Below are 17,540 nucleotides of genomic sequence, written 5' to 3' on the forward strand. Positions count from 1 at the left end.
TTCCACCGGAACGCGGCTTCCCGGCTGCCGCAGCGGCGATCAGCTCTCGGGGGCGACGGCGACCGGGACGGGCCGGCGGACACCGCGGATCCCGCGGACGCGGGCGGCGAGTGCGGGGCGGGACGGAGCCCTGGTGGGGCGCGGGGGCCGGGAGAGGACGAGCACGGCGACGCCGGGGAGGCTCGCGACGAGGGTGAGGACGCCGTAGACGACGGCGGTGGACAGACCCTGCGCGGCGCCGAGACCGGCCGCGCCGAAGGCGAGCGTGGAGACGGCCTCGCGGGGGCCCCAGCCGCCGATGTTGATCGGCAGACCCATCACGAGGAGGGCCAGGGTGAGCGGCGGCACGAGCTGGGCGACCGGGGCGGCCGACCCGGCGGCGCGGGCCGCGACGACGAAGAGGGCGACGTGGCCGACCAGGCCCGCCGCGGAGAGCAGGACGACGCCCGGCCAGGTGGACCGGGCCAGCAGGCCGCGACGCAGGTCGGCGAGTCCGCCCGCGAGGGCCCCGGCACCCTGGCCGGTCCGCCGGCTGCGCCGTACCGCCCACACCGTGAGCAGTCCCGCGACCGCGACCGCGCCGAGCACGGCCGCGGTGAGCGCCAGGGCGCCGGTGCCGGCGGGGAGGAGTTCGCGCGTCATGTCGGCCAGCAGGGCGGGCCGGCTGAGCAGGACGGCCGCGCCGAGCACGAGGACGACGATCTGTCCCCCGGTCCGTTCCAGGACGACGGCCCGCACCCCGCGGCCGACATCGCCCTCGGTGCGCCCGTGCTGGACCGCGCGGTGGACGTCCCCGAGGACGCCTGCCGGGAGCACCGCGTTGAGCAGCAGCGCCCGGTAGTAGTCGGCGACGGCCCGCCCGATGCGCAGCCGCAGGCCGAGCCGGCGGGCCACGATGCACCAGCGCCAGGCGCTGAAGACGGTGGTGAGCAGGCCGATGCCGAGTGCGGCGAGCACGGACACGCCGCTGACCATGTGGAGCCCGTCGAGGAACGCGCTCGTGCCGAGCCGGGCCACCAGCGCCGCCAGGATGCCGGCGCCCAGGAGGAGCCGGAGCCAGGGCCACGCGCGCTTGAGGAACGTCATCGGACGTCACCGCCCGCCGACCCGGGGAGCACGAGCAGATCGGTGTGGCCGATCTCGGCCCGCAGTCCGCCGGCGGCGCAGGTGTCGAGCCGGCGGCGGAGGTAGCCTTCGGCGCGGGCCGAGAGACCGGGGCGCTGCTCGACCGCCGCGCCGACCCAGCCGCGCAGCCATTCCGCGGTCAGGGCCGACTCGTCCGGGCCCAGCCGCCAGGGGCTCGGGCCGCTGAGCACGGTGGCGCCGTACCGTTCGAACGCCGCGGTGGCGACGGCGACGGCGTCGGGCCCGAGCAGGCTCCGGCCGTCGCTCTCGCGCCGCTGGTGCTCGTCGAAGGCCGCGGCGATCTCGTGGTCGAGGGGATCGGCGGGGTCGAGCGTCACCCGGCCGACGACGGACAGCGTCAGCAGGGCGGGGCAGCCGGCCTCGGCGCACGCCGCGGCGAGGGCGTCCACCTCGTCGGCGGTGAGCAGATCGAGCAGTGCCGAAGCGGTGACGAGCGAGGTACCGGCGAGGTCCGCGGCGCGCAGCCGGGTCAGGTCGCCCTCCTGGGTCGCGGCGGTGACCGCGCCCCCCGCGGTGATCCGGCCGTCCAGGCTCGCCCGGGCGAGCGCGAGCAGCCGGGGATCGCGGTCGTGGAGGATCCAGTGCTGGGGGCCGGGCAGCCGGTCGGCCAGCCAGCGGCCGAGCGATCCCGTGCCGCAGCCGAGGTCGCGCACGACGAGCGTGCCGTCCGGGGGCGGCTCCGCGGCCAGCCGGTCCAGCAGCGGTGGGACCAGTCCGTCCGAGCGGGCGGCGGCGTCGGCCCCCTCACGCAGCGACAGCCACTGCGGAGTGAAGGCGGGCGCCTCCGCCGCGCCCGCCGATGACCCGGAACTGTTCGTCATGACCCCTCCCGCACCATCTTCTGGAGCACCGCGTCCATGCGCCGCGATGTCTCCTCCCAGCCCCGCAGGGTGTCGCGCCGGTCCCGGGCCGAGGTCCGCAGGCGGCGCCGCAGCGTGTCCTCGGCGAACCAACGGCGCAGTCCCGCGGCCAGCGCCGTCCTGTCGCCGGGGGGCACGAGGATGCCCGGGAGGCTGCCGTCGGGGGCCTGCCCGAGGGCGTCCGGCACCCCGCCGACGTCCGAGGCGAGCACCGGGATGCCGCGCATCAGCGCCTCGGTCACGACCATTCCGAACGTCTCGGCGCGGGACGGCAGCACGAGGAGGTCGGCGGCGGCGTACGCCCCGGCCAGGGCCTGTCCGGTGAGCGGGCCGGTGAGCCGCACCCGGTCGGTCAGCCCGGTCGCCGCGAGCAGTTCACGCATCAGTTCGGTGTAGCCGCCGTCACGTTCCAGGGGCCCGACCAGGTCGCAGCTCCAGGGCAGGTCGGCGAGGTCCGCCAGGGCCTCGATGAGCACGTCCTGCCCCTTGCGGGGGGTCAGGGACGCGACGCACAGCAGCTGTGACGACCCGTCGGTGCCCGGGGCCAGCGGCGCCGCGTCCGTGCCCGGGGGCACGACGTGGACGCGCCTCGCGGGCAGTTGGTGGTGCTCCACGAGCCGGCGCCCGGCCCAGGGGCTGGTGGCGACGACGGCGCCCACGCCGTGCAGGGTCTCCCGTTCCCGGGAGTCGAGTTCGGCGGCGACCTCGGCCGGCAGTCCCGTCTCGTCGGCGAGCGGCAGGTGGACCAGGACCGCCACCCGCAGCCGGCCCGACTGCGGGACGACGATGTCGGGGACGCCGCAGGCCACCAGGCCGTCGAGGAGGACGCAGGCGCCGTCGGGCAGGTCCGCGAGCGACCGGGCCAGGCGTTCGCGGGCGGCGTCGTCGGGCCGCGGCCAGTTGCCGGGCGCGGCGATCTCGCGGACGGTGCGACCGCCCGCCGCCAGCGACTGGTTCAGCCGTCGGTCGTAGATGTTGCCGCCGCTCGGCACGGCCGTGTCGTCCACGTCGCCGGGCAGGACGACATGGACGGTGCGCACGTCCGGCGCGACGGCGCCTGCGGCGCTCACAGCGTCCGCTCGTAGCTCGCCCAGGCGACATGGGACTCGTGCAGGGAGATGCCGATGCCGGTGAGTCCGCGCGCGCCCTCGCCGAGTGCGCCCTCGTTCACCCGGTCGGCGAGCCGGTCGGCGATGTACCGGGCCAGGAACTCCGTCGAGGTGTTGACGCCGGCGAATTCGGGCTCGTCGTCCAGGTTGCGGTAGTTGAGGCCGGCGACGACCTTGCCGAGCTCCTGGGTGGCCAGACCGATGTCGACCACGATGTTGTCGTCGTCGAGTTCGGGACGGCGAAAGGTCGCGTCCACCAGGAACGTCGCGCCGTGGAGTCGCTGCGCGGGGCCGAAGACCTCGCCGCGGAAGCTGTGGGCGATCATGATGTGGTCGCGAACGGTGATACTGAACACGGTGGAACCTTCCAGGGCTGATCTATGCCGGTCGGTAGTCAATACGGTGGCAGAGGACCGATGGTTCACCGCCGGCGACACGGTTCATCACCTCGGGCAGCCGGTCGAACGGGCTCTGCCCGGTGATCAGCGCGTCGAAGGCCGGATCGGCCAGCAGCCGCAGCGCCACCGCCATCCGGTCGGCGTAACTCCGCCGGGTGCGCCGGTTGGGCGACACCGTGCCGACCTGGCTGCTGCGGACGACCAGACGGCGCGAGTGGAAGGCCTCGCCGAGCGGCAGCGAGACCCGCCGGTCGCCGTACCAGCTCATCTCCAGCAAGGTGCCCTCCGGCTCCAGCAGTTCCAGGCCCCGGGCGAGCCCGGCCTCGGTGGCACTGGCGTGGACGACCAGGTCGCAGCCCCCCTCCGCGTCGCCGGGCAGGGCGAATCCGACGCCGAGGGCCGCGGCGACCCCGGTCCGCGCCGGGTCGACGTCGACGAGCTGCACCCGCGCTCCGGGGAGGCCGGCGGCCACCGCCGCGACGCTGCACCCCACCATCCCGGCGCCGATGACCGCGATCCGGTCGCCGACCAGGGGCGCGGCGTCCCACAGGGCGTTCACGGCGGTCTCGACCGTGCCGGCGAGGACGGCCCGCGCGGCGGGCACGTCGTCGGGGACGGGGGTGACCGCCGAGGCCGGGACGACGTAGCGGGTCTGGTGCGGATAGAGGCAGAAGACGGTGCGGTCCAGCAGCTCGGGCGGGCCCTGCTCGACCACGCCGACATTGAGGTAGCCGTACTTCACCGGGCCCGGGAAGTCGCCCTCCTGGAAGGGTGCCCGCATGATCGTGTGCTGGCTCTCCGGCACGCCTCCGCGGAAGACCAGGGTCTCGGTGCCGCGGCTGATCCCGGAGTGGAGCGTGCGCACCACCACGTCGTCCGGTCCCGGCTCGGTCAGGGTCACGGCGCGGATCTCGCCCTCGCCGGGTTTACGAAGCCAGAAGGCCCGGGCCGAACGCTCCATGGGTTTTCTCCGTATCCCTCCACGACAGATGAGGCCGTACCGTACGCGGCGCTCCCGCGAATCCCGTAACCGGGGGAACAAAGATGACCGTGATGACCGTGGGAACCCGGCTCGACAAGGGCTCGGCGGGGCGGGAACAAGCCGTCGCCGCAGTGGCCCAGTTCGGGTTGCTCGTCGCGCTGTGGGCCTCGGTGGGCCTGCACGAGGCGGGCTGGATCGCGGGGGCCGCCTACGGTGCCGCCATATGGGGGTTGCTGACGGGCGCGCTGCGCCGTTCCGGGGCCACCGAGCTGGGTCCCGCCGACCGGGTGACCCTGGGCCGGGCGGTGCTGGTCGGCGGGGTCACGGCGCTGGCGGTGGCGGGCGCGGCCCATGGCGCGATCTTCACCTTCGTGGCGTCGGCGGCGCTGGTCCTCGACGCGGTGGACGGGAAGGTCGCCCGGGCAACCGGGACCTGCTCGCGGCTGGGCGCCCGTTTCGACATGGAGGTCGACGCCTTCCTCATCATGGTGCTGAGCGTGCAGCTGGCCACGATGCAAGGCCCGTGGGTGCTGGCGATCGGCGCGATGCGGTACGCGTTCGTCGCCGCGTCCTGGGTGCTGCCCTGGCTGAACGCGCCGCTCCCGCCGAGCTTCGCCCGCAAGACGGTGGCGGCGTGCCAGGGAATCGCGCTCGTCGCGGCCTGTTCGGGGATTCTTCCTGCGCCGGCCGCGGCCGGGGTGTCGGCGCTGGCGCTGGCCGCACTCGTGTGGTCCTTCGGCCGCGACATCGCCTGGCTGTGGCGGACCCGTCCGGCCGGTGCGCCCGGCGGCGGCCACGAGTCGCTGCCGGCGCCGGTGGTGTCGGTCTCCGGTCAGTCGTCCTGGCGGGGGTGATACCGCAGCAGCACGACGTCCCCGATCTGCCGGGTCTCCGCGAGCCGCATGCGGTGGCCCGGCCCCTGGGGGAAGTCGGCCGGCTGCACCAGGCGCGGCGCGTCGGCCTGGCCCACGAAGAACGGCGCGTACACGAGCTGCAGCTCGTCGACGAGCCCGGCCGACAGGAACAGCGTGTGGACCACGCCCCCGCCCTCGACCATCAGGCGTTCGATCCCACGCGCGGCAAGGTCGTCCAGCACCTCGTGTACGTCCAGCGGGTCGCCCGCGCCGACCACCGTGGCCAGCCCGTCCAGCCGCTCGGCCAGCGCGGGCGCCACGCCGGCGGTCGTGTAGACGAGTTTGGCGCAGTCGCCGGTCGTGAAGAACCGCGCCTCCGGGTCCAGTTTGCCGCTCTCGGTCAGCGTGACCTTGACCGGCGTCGCCGGCCGGCCCGCACGCAGCCGTTCGCGCTGCCGCTCCGGGCACACCAGCAGCCGGGGATCGTCCGAACGGATGGTGTTGGCCCCCACCAGGATGGCGTCCACCCCGGCCCTGACCTCGTCGATGCGGTCGAAGTCCTCGTCGTTGGAAAGAAGGAGGCGGGTCGTGCTCGTGTCGTCCAGGCAGCCGTCCAACGAGGAGGCGACGGACAGCAGCACATACGGGCGCGATCTCATGTCGCCAATGATCCCCTTCCAGGTCCACGCGGGCGATGGAGCTTTCGTAAGCTTGCACGATTCGGGACGGAGAGGTATAGGGGCGCCGCAGGTCAGCGCGCCGGCCGGGCCGGCGGTACCGGCCACCGGCACATCGGCGCCGTCACACCCGCGGCCGCACGGCGCGGGTGCGGTCGCCGGAGTCGTCGGCCACGGTGAGCGCGGGGACCCTTGACGGCCGCCGCGAGGAACGCGGCGTTCTGTTCCGGCACGGGTGCCGGGCCGAGGGCCCGGCACGTGCTCATGGCCGCGGAGGCGGCGCGGGACCGTGCCGGGCACGCCCGTTGCGGTGAAGCTCCGGGCAGGCGACGCTGCGGTGCCGGATGTTGCGGGTCATCCCGCGAGTGCGGCAGCCTGGCCCCGGTAGCGGCAGGCAGGACACGCCGGCCGCCTGATACCGCCACGGCCGTTCCCGCCCGCCGGGCCCGGGGAAGAGGACGATCCGCCCCGACACCGGCTGCCCCACCGGGTCGCGCGGGCAGGGGCCCGCGTTCACTCCCGGACGGCCTCGAGCACGTCCAGGGCGACGGTGTCGTCGGCATCGTGGGCATCGTGGGCATCGTGGGAGAAGGAGACACTGACGCGGGTGTAGAGGCCGCCGAAGCGCTCGCGCACGGCCCGGCCCACCTCCCGGGGTTCGCCGTGCAGGGCGAAGGCGTCCAGGACGCCGTCGTCCACCAGACGCCCCATCTCCTGCCAGCGGCCGCGCAGGGACATCCGGTGCAACTCCCGCTGGAGCTCGCCCCAGCCGTGGAGTTCGAGGACGGGGAGGTAGGCGGGTGTGGAGGCGTAGAAGGCGATCCGCTCACGGGTGGCGGTGAGGGCCGCGGCGTACTCCTCCTCGGTACGGCCGGTGGCGACCAGCACGGTCCCGGCGACGTCGAAGGGCAGCGCGGCCCGCCCGGCCGACTCCCGGGCGGCACGGACGGCCGGGAGGCTCACCCTGCGCAGGTAGTCGGGTGAGGTGAGGGGGTGACAGATCAGCCCGTCGGCCACCTCACCCGCGACGGCGGTCATGCGCGGGCCGACGGCTGCCAGCCACACCGCGGGCGGCCCGGACGGCAGCGGTCCCGGGTCGAACATCGGGGTCATGAGGGTGTGGGTGTAGAAGTCGCCGCGGAAGGCCAGCCGTCCGCCGGTCTGCCAGCTGTGCCAGACGGCGCGCAGCGCCTCGGCGAACTCCCGCATGCGGGCGGCCGGTTGCGACCAGGGCATGCTGTAGCGGCGGGTGATGTGCGGCTTGACCTGCGAGCCGAGTCCGACGATCGCCCGGCCGCCGGACAGGCGCTGGACGTCCCAGGCGGCCGTCGCCACCGTCATCGGGCTGCGGGCGAAGGCGATGGCGACCCCGGTGGCCAGCCCGATCCGCCGGGTTCCGCCGGCCGCCACGGCCAGTTGCAGAAAGGCGTCGTGCTTCAGCTCGTTCACCAGGAACCCGTCGGCGCCGCGCGCCTCGGCCCGGGCCGCCGCGGCGGCGGCGTGCTCGATCGGGCCGGTGAAGGTGACATCGGTCTTCAAGGGTGCGGTGGTCACGCGGCGGGGCTCCCGGTCGGGGCGGCGTCTCGTCAGGGAAGGAACCGGCGCGGCTCAGGTCCGGGAGGGATCCTGCGACTCCAGGAGTGCGGGCGGTGCGGCCTGCCGCCAGGAGTCCACGAGGATGTCCCGCAGCTCGCCCACATCCTCCAGCGCGGCCAGGCGCACCCGCACCCAGTGCGAGCCGGCCTCGTGCGGCGGCACCCAGAACTTCTCCGGCTCCGCCGCGATCAGCTCCTCCCGCTCGTGCATCGGGCAGCGCACGGCGAAGGACGTCTCGTCGTCGGGGACCGTCACGAACATCTTCCCCGCGACCCGGAACGTGGGCATGCTCCAGGCCTCCTTCTCGGCCGTCTCCGGCAGCGAGAGGGCGATACGGCGGACGTCTTGGGAGTCGGGCATCCCCCTACCGTAGACACCACCACTGACACCGGCGCCCCGGGCACGCGAAAGGCCGCTCCCCCGCCACGGGGGAACGGCCTCCCAGCTGCCGCATCGCGGCGCACCCAAGGTGCGGCTAGCTTGCCGCGAACTTCGCGAGGATGCCCTGCATCTCGTAGACGTTGACGCCCCGGGTGAAGCTCTTCTCGATCGGCTCGTGGCTGCCGGAGACCCAGATCTTGAGGTCGGCGTCCAGGTCGAACGGGCCGGCGGTCTCCACCGAGAAGCGCGTGATGCTCTTGTACAGCACGGAGAGGTACTCCACCTTCTTGCCGGTCACCCCCTCCTTGTCCACGAGGATCAGCCGGCGGTCGGTGAAGAGGATGCTGTCGCGTACCAGCTCGAAGGCGGCGTGCAGCTGCTCGTCCTCTCCCAGCAGTCGCGCGAACTCTTCCTGTGCCGCCGTCACATCGACTGCGTGCGCATTTCCGAACATCGCCATAAAAGACCTTCCGCAGCAGCAAGTTGACCGTAGATGATCAGCCTATCGGAGTGCCATGGGGTGGACATGCCACGGGGAGCGGCCGGGCCCGGGGCCGCCGCGCGGGACGGGGGAACCGGCCGCGTGCTTCACGGCTCAGCCGGCGCGGAGCGGCTTCAGCGCGTTCCCCCACGCGATGACCTCGTCGAAAACCGTGTTCAGCGTCGCCGCGTGCTGATCGGTGGGCCTGAATACGGTCCAGTTCTCGAAATCCGTCGAGGTGTTGATGAAAACCCCCTCACGCGTGGTGGCCACCTTGAGCTCTGCCAGCACCAGACGGAGATTCTCGGCGGCCCGGGCGCCACCCACCACGCCGCCGTAGCTGACGATGCCCGCGGCCTTGTCGTGCCACTCGTGGAAGACGTAGTCGAGGGCGTTCTTCAGCGCACCGGGCAGCGAGCGGTTGTACTCGGCCGCGATGAAGACGAATGCGTCGTACTGGGCGATCGCGGCGGCCCAGTCCTTGGTGTGCTGCTGGGTGGGCTGCCGCAGGACGGGCGGCAGGGCCTCGTCCAGGAGGGGGAGCTTGTACGCGTCGAGATCCACCAGTCCGAACTCCGCGTCCGTCCTCTTCTCGGCATGCTCCATGACCCACGAGGCGATGGAGGCTCCCAGACGCCCGGGGCGAGTACTGCCGAGTATTACGCCGATCTTCATCGCTGAATGTCAACCTCTCGAATGATGCGAGGACTTCACGGGGGCTTTTCCCGGAAGCCGGGATCCGGCCCGGTCCCGCACAACAAGCAGTAACCGGGCCGTACCGAAAGCGACCGTATGCAAGATCTCGAGTACCGACTTGTCCGGCAGTGCCAGGGGGCACCGCATCCTTGTCCTCCTGTGCCACGTGCACGAGTCCGGTGCTCAGCGGATCGCCATCCCTGACGCTTTCCGGGGCGCGGTCGCACGAACACGCATGTCACCTGCCGAGGGATACTCGTCGCATAACCTGAACATCCCGGCGCAGCGGTCGGTTCTCTCCCGCGCACGAATACGGGAGTCCGGCTGATCGCTCGTTCCGCGCTGAAAGTGCCCGCCGCGCTCGGCGCCGCCGCAGGAGGACCCCTTGCCCCATCGATTCGACCTGAGGTCGTTCGCTCCGGGTGACCGCCCGGAGGCCATACGTGAACAGTCCAGATCGCTGAACGGCCGCATCGATCTGGACCTTCCGCCGGACCCCGCGCAGCTCACGGCCGTCGCTGTGACGACCGTGCTGCGCTCGGTCGAGGTGTCCGAGGTCAGCTGGAACCTGGCAGGACTGCGGCGCTCCCCCGGCCCCCTGTCCGATGACGTCGAGCCGCAGATTTTCATGGCGATCCAGGAATCAGGGGTGTCCCGGGTCGCCCAGGGAGGCCGGGAGACGGAACTCCGGCCAGGCGGGCTCATCCTGCTGGACACCGCGGAGTCCTACTCCATCTCCTTCCACGGCTTCATCCGTACCGCCACGGTGCGCATACCGACCCGGCTGCTCGGACTCCCCTCCCCGCTGCTCGACCGCATCACCGCGGTGCGGCTCGGCCCCGGTCTGCCGGTCGTGGACGCCGTGACGGCGTTCTTCTCCCGGCTGATCCGCGAGCAGGACGCCCTCGGGGCCGGCGAGGCCGATCTCCTGGCGCAGCCCGCCGTGGAACTCGTCCGGGCCCTGGTCACGACCGGAATCGGACGCGAGGATCTGGCAAGGGAACCGCTGCATCTCACACTCCCGCAGCGGGTTCTGGCGTACGCCCGCCTCCATCTGGCCGAGCACGACCTGAGCGCCGCACGCATCGCTGCCGCGCACCATGTTTCGGTGCGCCACCTCTACCTCTCGCTGTCCCGGGCCGGTATCTCGCTCGGCGAGTGGGTCAAGGCGGCGCGACTCGAGGAGTGCAAGCGGGAACTCGCCGCGCCGGGCACCCGGTACGTGACGATCGAGGCGATCTCCTACCGCTGGGGGTTCGGCACCGCGGCCCATTTCAGCCGCGCCTTCCGGGCGGCGTACGGGATGACCCCGAGCGAGTGGCGACGCGCGGCGGGCGGGCCCCCGGACCCACCGACCGACCCCGGGTCGCCTTGACCCCCTCGGGGCTCCCGCGTCCCCGCTCCCGGCCGACGCGGGCGCCAGGTGGAGGAGGGGAGCCGGACCGGTCGGCCTCAACTACCGGCGGACGGGGCGGAGTCCGACTCCGTCAGGTGAACGTCGCTCGCGGGAACGCCAAAGGGCCCGCCGACCTGGAAAATTCCAGTCCAGCGAGCCCTTCCACACCGTCGGGACGACAGGATTTGAACCTGCGACCCCTTGACCCCCAGTCAAGTGCGCTACCAAGCTGCGCCACGTCCCGGTGCCGGATCCCCCGGGATTTTCCGGGCTGACCACGCACGAGAACAATACCGCACGTCGACCGGTGCTCGCTCGCAGGTATCGCCCCGGCCCGCCGTACGCACCCGGCCCGAATGGCGACCCCGGGCGAAGCTGAGTAGCCGTACTCATGTGGCGCGCGTCATGCGGGGCCGACACTGCTCCCATGGCGAATCCGATCCGGCAGCAGACGACGGCGGCCTACTCCGCGCAGGCCGCGCTCTCGTTCGCCGTCGCTGTGACGGCGATGGTGGTGGGCATCGCCTACCTGCCCGTGGGCCGGTGGGCGCGGGCCTTCCTGGCGGTGGGACTGCTCTCCGTGGTGACCTCGGCGTTCACCCTGGCCAAGGTGGTACGGGACCGGCAGGAGGAGGGCCAGGTCACCAGCCGGGTGGACCAGGCCCGGCTGGACAAGCTCCTGGCCGAGCACGATCCGTTCAAGGTCGACGGGCTGTGACCGCGGCCTCGGACTTCTCCCCGGCGGGCGTATCGCCGAGCAGGTAGCGGGCGCCCGCGCCGCCGGAGGCCGCGGTGTCCCCGGGGTTGTACAGACCGCATTTGCGCAGCGAGAGGCAGCCGCAGCCGATGCAGCCGGTGAGCCGGCGCTTGAGGCGCTCCAGCTCGGCGATCTGCTCGTCGATGCGGCGGGTCCAGGTGCGGGCGACGGTGTTCCACTCGGTGGCGTTGGGCGCACGGTTTTCGGGCAGCCGGTCCAGGGCGGTGCGCGCCTCGTCCAGGGACAGGCCGACGCGCTGCGCGGCACGGATGAAGGCCAGACGGCGCAGGGTGGACCGTGGGTAGCGGCGCTGGCCACCTGCCGTACGTTCGGAGCGGATGAGACCGATCTCCTCGTAGTAGCGCAGACAGGAAGTGGCCAGGCCGCTGCGGGCGGCAAGCTCGCCGATGGGGAGGCGGTCCTGGTGCGCGGGGCGGGCCGGGGCCGGGGACTGCGGCGCATGCGGGCTCATGTCCCACGAGCCTACGCTTGACCTCAAGTCGCCTTGAAGTTGCACGCTCGTTTCATGACCCAGACAAGCACGACCCCCGCGTACGACTACCGGGACCTGCCGCGCCTGATGTCGCTGATGACGGGCGACGAGAAGCACGGCCCGGCGGCCACCTCCACCCTCGATGTGCTGTGGGTGCTCTACGACCGTGTGCTGCGCGTGACCCGGGACACCGCGGACGACGAGGACCGCGACCGCTTCCTGCTGTCCAAGGGCCACGGTCCGATGGCCTACTACGCCGTGCTCACGGCCAAGGGCTTCATCCCGGAGGAGTGGCTGTCCTCCTTCGGCTCCTACGACTCACGGCTCGGCCACCACCCGGACCGGATGCTGGTGCCGGGTGTGGAGATCGGCTCCGGGTCTCTGGGGCACGGGCCGGCGCTCGCGGTGGGCAGCGCCCTGGGGCTGCGGGCCCAGGGGCTGACCTGCGCCAAGGTGTGGGCACTGGTCGGCGACGCCGAGATGGACGAGGGCAGCAACCACGAGGCGATCGCCTTCGCGGGCGCGATCGGCCTGGAGTCACTGCACGTCGTGGCGATCGACAACTCCTCCGCCACATACGGCTGGCGGGGCGGGCTCGCCTCGCGTTTCGCCGCCGAGGGCTGGTCGGCCGTGACCGTGGACGGCCGCGACCACGAGGCGCTGTACGAGGCGTTCACCGCGCCGCACCCGGGCGTGCCGCGCGCGGTCGTCGCACGCGTCGAGTCCAAGTACTGACCGCTGTTCCCGCGCCACCGAAGACGTCACCGAAGACGACACGGACCGAGGAGTCTCCCCACGATGGACACCATGCGCGAGCGCTTCACCACCGTCACCACCGCCCTGCTCGACGAGGATCCGCGGCTGGTGGTGGTACTGGCGGTCATCTCCGGCGACCGCTTCACGGACGCGGCCCGGGCGCATCCCGACCGCGTGATCGACGTCGGCATCCGCGAGCAGCTGCTCGTCGGGGCGGCGGGCGGGCTGGCCCTGACCGGGCTGCGGCCCGTCGTGCACACCTTCGGCAGCTTCCTGGTGGAGCGGCCGTTCGAGCAGGTGAAGCTGGACCTGGTGCACCAGGACGTGGGCGCGGTGCTGGTCAGTTCCGGCGCGTCCTACGACATCGCGGCCGGCGGCCGTACCCACCAGTCGCCCGGCGACGTGGCGCTGCTCGACACGCTCCCGGGATGGACCGTCCACGTGCCCGGCCACCCCGACGAGGCCGAGGCACTGATCCGCCACGCGGCCGCCGACGGGGACCGACGGGTCTATGTGCGGCTCAGCGACCAGTCCAACCGCGCCGCGCTGCCGGTCTCCCCCGGGCGGTTCCGCACGGTCCGTGAGGGCCGCGCGGGTGTCGTGGTGGCCGTGGGGCCGCTGCTCGACGCGACGTTGGAGGCGGTGGCCGGACTCGACGTCACGGTGCTGTACGCCTCGACGGTGCGGCCTTTCGACAGGGCCGGACTGCGTGCCGCCGCCGGGGCCGCGGACCGTGCGGATGTCGTACTGGTCGAGCCGTACCTGGCTGGCACCTCGGCCGGGTTCGCGAACGACGCGCTCGTGGATCTGCCGCACCGCGTCCTGGCCCTCGGCACCGCCAGGGAGGAGCTGCGCCGCTACGGCACCTGGCGCGACCACGCGCGGGCACACGGCCTGGACGCGGCGGGGCTGCGGCGCGGCGTCGAGTCCTTCCTCGCAGGCGCGCGGGCGGGCGCCCCGACGGCCGGGGTGTGCTGACAGCCCCCGGGCGGATCAGGTCCAGGGCAGTGCGGAGCGTTCCCGCCAGCAAGGCGGAGCCGCTACGGCACCTGGCGCGACCACGCGCGGGCACACGGCCTGGACGCGGCGGGGCTGCGGCGCGGCGTCGAGTCCTTCCTCGCGGGCGCGCGGGCGGGCGCCCCGACGGCCGGGGTGTGCTGAGAGCCCCCGGGCGGATCAGGTCCAGGGCAGTGCGGAGCGTTCCCGCCAGTAGAGCGGGGCCGGTTCGGCGAGGACGGTGAGGCGGGCGAGCCGTTCCGCGCTCAGGTGGAGGACGGCGGCGGCCGCGTTGGCCTCCACCTGAGCAGTGGTGGCCGCGCCGGACAGGACGACGCCGGCCCAGGGGCGGTGCAGGATCGCGGCGAGGGCGACGGCGTCAGGAGTGGCGCCGGTCCCTGCGGCGACCTCGGCGAGGACCGAGCCGGGGGCGGCCCAGGCGAGGCGGCCGTTGGCCATGCCCTCCTTGACGAGGACGGTCAGGCCCGCTGCGCGGGCCTCGGCGAGGGCCGACCCCGCGGACGGTTCGAGAAGGTTGTAGGTCGCCTGGACGGCGGTGAACAGGCGCTGCCCGTCGACCGTCACCTCCATGGCCGCGCGGATGGCCTCGGCCTGCCGCGCGCCGCTGGTCGAGAAGCCGACGGCGACGCCCTCGGCGGCGAGGGCGGCAAGGCGTGCGTGCAGGGCCCGGTCGGTCAGGGCCGGGCTGTCCGGCGTGACGGAGTGGATCTGGTAGAGGCCGAGCCGGTCGTCGAGCAGGGCCCGGGTCTCGCCGATCTGCCGGTCGTAGGTGGCCGCTGAGTGGTCCTTGACCTCGTGCACCTTCGCGTCGGAGCGCCAGTCGGCGGTGTAGGTGTAGCCCCACTTGCTGCCGATCACGACGTCGGCCACCTCGGGCCGGGCGGCGAGCCAGCCGGCGAGGAACTCCTCCGCACGGCCGTAGGAGCGCGCCGCGTCGAAGTAGCGCATCCCGGCGGAGTACGCGGTGTCGAGCACCTCGTGGGCCCGGTCGCGCATCGCGTCGACGGTCCGGTCGGCGGGCAGGTCGGCGTCCCGGTGCAGGTTGATGTAGCCGGGGCGGCCGACGGCGGCAAGGCCGAGTCCGAGGCGGGGCAGGGGGGCGGCGGCGAGGCGGTCGAAGGGCACGTGCGCCACCGTACTCCCGGTGCAGTACGGCGATCCGGTGCCTGAGAGGGACGTCGCGAGTGATCACCGGAATGCATAGTGGGAGGCACCGGAACTCCGCCGGCGCACGTGCCCCCCTTCCCACCCGAGGATCACCGTATGCGATTGGCCCTGCCCAGGCCCCTGCGTACCCGGCGGCGTCTCGCCGCCGGAGTGGCCGCGCTCGCCCTGCTGGCCGGCGGCGGGGCGGTGACCCTGGCCGCGGCAGGCGGCCCGGCGGCCGTCCACCGCCAGGACCGGGTGTTCTCCGTCCCGGAATCCCCCGGCAGCGCCCGGACGGTGCGGATCGACGCGTCGTACTTCACCTCAGGGGACGGCACGCCGCGCCCCGCCGTGCTGCTCGCGCACGGCTTCGGCGGCAGCAAGGCCGACGTCCGGCCGCAGGCCGAGGACCTGGCCCGGCACGGCTACGCGGTGCTGACCTGGTCGGCGCGCGGCTTCGGGCGGTCCGGCGGCCGGATCGGCCTCAACGCCCCCGACGCCGAGGTCGCCGACGTCTCGCGGCTGATCGACTGGCTGGGCAAGCGGCCCGAGGTGCTGCGCGACGGTCCCGACGACCCGCGCGTCGGTGTCACCGGCGCCTCGTACGGCGGCGCCATCTCGCTGCTCGCCGCCGGCCACGACCGGCGGGTCGACGCCATCGCGCCCGCCATCACGTGGTGGAACCTGTCCGACGCCCTGTTCCCCAACGGCGTGTTCAAGAAGCTGTGGGCGGGGATCTTCTTCTCCACGGGCGCGGACGGGGCCACCTGCGGCTTCACCGCGCAACTGTGCGCGATGTACGACCGCTCGGCGGTGTCGGGGCGGGAGGACGCCGCGACCCGGCAGCTGCTGGAGCGCTCCAGCCCCTCGTCGGTCGCCGGGCGGATCAAGGTGCCCACCCTGGTCGTCCAGGGCCAGAACGACTCGCTCTTCCCGCTCGACCAGGGCGACGCCATCGCCCGCGCCGTCGAGGCGGGCGGCGCGCCGGTCGCCGTCGACTGGTTCTCCGGCGGACACGACGGCGGCGACCAGGAGACCGACCGGGTCCAGGGCAGGATCACGGACTGGTTCGACCGCTATCTGAAGAAGGACAAGGGCGTGGGCACCGGTCCCGCCTTCCGCGTCACCCGCGCCGGCGGCGTCGACACCACCGACGGCCGGGCGATCAAGCGCGGCGCCGGCGCGCCCGCCTACCCCGGGCTCGGCGGCACGCGGACGAGCCGGGTCGCCCTGACCGGCGCCGCCCAGTCCGTGGCCAACCCGGCCGGCGGGAATCCGCCCGCCATCTCGGCGGTGCCCGGCGTCGGCGCGCTGTCGCAGCTCTCCGACCTCGGCCAGGGACTGTCCCTGTCGCTGGACTTCCCCGGTCAGCGCGCCGCGTTCGACTCCGCCCCGCTGCGCTCCCCGCTGCGGCTGACGGGCGCCGCGAGCGTGCCGGTGGACGTCACCACCGCCGCCCCGGACGGCGCGGTGCTCTTCGCCAAGCTGTACGACGTGGGTCCGGGCGGCTCGGAGTCACTGCCGCACCAGCTCGTCGCGCCGCTGCGCGCGGACGGGAAGGGCACCGTGCCGGTCACGCTGCCCGCCGTGGACCACGAGTTCGCCGCGGGGCACCGGCTGCGGCTGGTGCTGTCCAGCACCGACCTCGGCTACTCCTCCCCGGTCCGGCCCGCCACGTACCGCGTGTCACTGCCTGCGGGCGCCGCGCTGACCGTGCCCGTCGACCCGGCTCTGACCACCGACCAGGGCGGGCTGCCCGCATGGGTGTGGATACTGCCCCTGGCGGCGCTCGCACTGGCCGCGGCCCTGCTGCTGACCGGGCGGCGGAGGGCGGGCACCGTACGGCGGGCCCCCGAACCCGCGCTCGCCGACGTGCCGTTGGAGATCTCAGGACTCTCCAAGCGGTACAAGGGCGCGGCCGACCGCTACGCGGTACGCGAACTGTCGTTCCGCGTGGAGCGCGGCCAGGTGCTCGGGCTGCTCGGCCCCAACGGCGCGGGCAAGACCACGACGATGCGGATGATGATGGGCCTGATCAGGCCCGACGCCGGCGGGATCAGGGTCTTCGGGCAGGCGATCCGGCCCGGCGCGCCCGTCCTGTCCCGGGTCGGCGCGTTCGTGGAGGGCGCGGGCTTCCTGCCGCACCTGACAGGGCGGGCCAACCTGGAGCTGTACTGGCGCGCCACGGGCCGCCCCGCCGCCGACGCCCATGTGGACGAGGCGCTGGAGATCGCCGGTCTCGGCGAGGCCCTGGAGCGCGCCGTGCGGACGTACTCGCAGGGCATGCGGCAGCGGCTGGCCATCGCGCAGGCCATGCTGGGCCTGCCCGACCTGCTGATCCTCGACGAGCCGACCAACGGCCTGGACCCGCCGCAGATCCGCGAGATGCGTGACGTCGTGCGGCGCTACGCGGCCGCCGGACGCACCGTCATCGTCTCCAGCCACCTGCTGTCGGAGGTCGAGCAGAGCTGCACGCACCTCGTCGTGATGGACAAGGGACGGCTGATCGCGGCCGGCCCGGTCGGCGAGATCTCCGGCGGGGGCGAGGCGCTGCTCGTCGGCGCGACCGGGATGCCGGACGACGCGCGCGAGGCCGTCGCCGCGAAGCTGGCCGCGCTGCCGGGGATCGCGGCGGCCGAATCCGTCGGGGAAGGGCTGCTGGTGCGGCCCGGCACGGTGACCGTGCCGGAGCTGCTGACCGAACTGCTGCGGCTGGACGTGCCGGTGGAGCGCGTCGGGCCGCACCGCCGCCTGGAGGACGCGTTCCTGACCCTGATCGGAGAGTCCGCATGACC

The 17,540-nt window shown here is 73.5% G+C and carries 18 protein-coding genes and 1 tRNA gene; 6 read left to right on the forward strand and 13 right to left on the reverse strand.

Going from position 1 to position 17,540, the window contains the following annotated elements; translation table 11 throughout:
* Positions 1–39 precede the first annotated feature (39 nt).
* The 5 genes from RV983_RS06080 to RV983_RS06100 are packed head-to-tail and all read right to left on the reverse strand — an operon-like array spanning position 40 to position 4,474.
* Positions 40–1,086, reverse strand: coding sequence for a lysylphosphatidylglycerol synthase transmembrane domain-containing protein (locus RV983_RS06080; RefSeq protein WP_475984741.1), 1,047 nt, complete (start codon positions 1,084–1,086; stop codon positions 40–42).
* Complete coding sequence (locus RV983_RS06085; RefSeq protein ID WP_475984742.1) at positions 1,083–1,967, reverse strand: methyltransferase domain-containing protein; 885 nt, start codon at positions 1,965–1,967, stop codon at positions 1,083–1,085. The genes RV983_RS06080 and RV983_RS06085 overlap by 4 nt, the downstream gene beginning before the upstream one ends.
* Complete coding sequence (locus RV983_RS06090) at positions 1,964–3,076, reverse strand: glycosyltransferase family 4 protein (protein ID WP_475984743.1); 1,113 nt, start codon at positions 3,074–3,076, stop codon at positions 1,964–1,966. Before RV983_RS06090 ends, RV983_RS06085 begins: the two co-directional genes overlap by 4 nt.
* Positions 3,073–3,471 carry a 6-pyruvoyl trahydropterin synthase family protein gene (locus RV983_RS06095; RefSeq protein ID WP_475984744.1) on the reverse strand — a complete coding sequence of 133 codons (399 nt, stop codon included), beginning with the start codon at positions 3,469–3,471 and terminating at the stop codon, positions 3,073–3,075. Before RV983_RS06095 ends, RV983_RS06090 begins: the two co-directional genes overlap by 4 nt.
* A 22-nt stretch (positions 3,472–3,493) precedes the next feature.
* Positions 3,494–4,474, reverse strand: a complete 981-nt coding sequence (locus RV983_RS06100) for a zinc-dependent alcohol dehydrogenase (protein ID WP_475984745.1) — start codon at positions 4,472–4,474, stop codon at positions 3,494–3,496.
* Between the two features lie 92 nt (positions 4,475–4,566).
* Between RV983_RS06100 and RV983_RS06105 the strand changes: the two genes are divergently transcribed.
* Positions 4,567–5,349, forward strand: a complete 783-nt coding sequence (locus RV983_RS06105) for a CDP-alcohol phosphatidyltransferase family protein (protein ID WP_475984746.1) — start codon at positions 4,567–4,569, stop codon at positions 5,347–5,349.
* Here the strand turns inward: RV983_RS06105 and RV983_RS06110 are convergent.
* The 5 genes from RV983_RS06110 to RV983_RS06130 all read right to left on the reverse strand — a co-directional run bounded on the left by RV983_RS06110 (position 5,328) and on the right by RV983_RS06130 (position 9,159).
* Positions 5,328–6,008: a RibD family protein gene (locus tag RV983_RS06110; RefSeq protein WP_475984747.1), complete on the reverse strand. Its 681-nt coding sequence runs from the start codon at positions 6,006–6,008 to the stop codon at positions 5,328–5,330. The genes RV983_RS06105 and RV983_RS06110 overlap by 22 nt on opposite strands.
* 531 nt (positions 6,009–6,539) lie before the next feature.
* Positions 6,540–7,580, reverse strand: a complete 1,041-nt coding sequence (locus RV983_RS06115; protein WP_475984748.1) for a TIGR03617 family F420-dependent LLM class oxidoreductase — start codon at positions 7,578–7,580, stop codon at positions 6,540–6,542.
* 54 nt (positions 7,581–7,634) lie between these two features.
* A complete protein-coding gene (locus tag RV983_RS06120; protein ID WP_475984749.1) occupies positions 7,635–7,982 on the reverse strand; it encodes an MmcQ/YjbR family DNA-binding protein in 348 nt (115 codons plus the stop codon).
* A 115-nt stretch (positions 7,983–8,097) separates the two neighbouring features.
* Positions 8,098–8,463, reverse strand: a complete 366-nt coding sequence (locus tag RV983_RS06125; protein WP_475984750.1) for a PH domain-containing protein — start codon at positions 8,461–8,463, stop codon at positions 8,098–8,100.
* A gap of 135 nt (positions 8,464–8,598) precedes the next feature.
* Positions 8,599–9,159, reverse strand: coding sequence for an NADPH-dependent FMN reductase (locus RV983_RS06130; protein WP_475984751.1), 561 nt, complete (start codon positions 9,157–9,159; stop codon positions 8,599–8,601).
* Between the two features lie 406 nt (positions 9,160–9,565).
* Between RV983_RS06130 and RV983_RS06135 the strand changes: the two genes are divergently transcribed.
* Positions 9,566–10,555: a helix-turn-helix domain-containing protein gene (locus RV983_RS06135; protein ID WP_475984752.1), complete on the forward strand. Its 990-nt coding sequence runs from the start codon at positions 9,566–9,568 to the stop codon at positions 10,553–10,555.
* Between the two features lie 191 nt (positions 10,556–10,746).
* On the opposite strand, the gene RV983_RS06140 is transcribed toward RV983_RS06135, so the two are convergent.
* Positions 10,747–10,820: transfer RNA gene (locus RV983_RS06140), tRNA-Pro, on the reverse strand.
* Between the two features lie 183 nt (positions 10,821–11,003).
* Here RV983_RS06140 and RV983_RS06145 point away from each other — a divergent pair.
* Positions 11,004–11,294: a YiaA/YiaB family inner membrane protein gene (locus RV983_RS06145; RefSeq protein ID WP_475984753.1), complete on the forward strand. Its 291-nt coding sequence runs from the start codon at positions 11,004–11,006 to the stop codon at positions 11,292–11,294.
* On the opposite strand, the gene soxR is transcribed toward RV983_RS06145, so the two are convergent.
* Positions 11,275–11,805, reverse strand: coding sequence for a redox-sensitive transcriptional activator SoxR (gene soxR, locus RV983_RS06150; RefSeq protein WP_475984754.1), 531 nt, complete (start codon positions 11,803–11,805; stop codon positions 11,275–11,277). The genes RV983_RS06145 and soxR overlap by 20 nt on opposite strands.
* 54 nt (positions 11,806–11,859) lie before the next feature.
* Between soxR and RV983_RS06155 the strand changes: the two genes are divergently transcribed.
* Both RV983_RS06155 and RV983_RS06160 read left to right on the forward strand, forming a co-directional pair.
* Entirely contained in the window at positions 11,860–12,561 is a 702-nt protein-coding gene (locus tag RV983_RS06155) for a transketolase (protein WP_475984755.1), read from the forward strand.
* Between the two features lie 63 nt (positions 12,562–12,624).
* Positions 12,625–13,560: a transketolase family protein gene (locus RV983_RS06160; RefSeq protein WP_475984756.1), complete on the forward strand. Its 936-nt coding sequence runs from the start codon at positions 12,625–12,627 to the stop codon at positions 13,558–13,560.
* Positions 13,561–13,758: 198 nt separating this feature from the next.
* Here RV983_RS06160 and RV983_RS06165 read toward each other — a convergent pair whose 3' ends face one another.
* Positions 13,759–14,724, reverse strand: coding sequence for an aldo/keto reductase (locus tag RV983_RS06165; protein WP_475984757.1), 966 nt, complete (start codon positions 14,722–14,724; stop codon positions 13,759–13,761).
* A 138-nt stretch (positions 14,725–14,862) separates the two neighbouring features.
* On the opposite strand from RV983_RS06165, the gene RV983_RS06170 reads away from it, so the two are divergent.
* A complete protein-coding gene (locus RV983_RS06170; RefSeq protein WP_475984758.1) occupies positions 14,863–17,538 on the forward strand; it encodes an alpha/beta fold hydrolase in 2,676 nt (891 codons plus the stop codon).
* Positions 17,539–17,540: the final 2 nt, after the last annotated feature.

It is taken from the genome of Streptomyces sp. RLA123, from assembly GCF_056270165.1.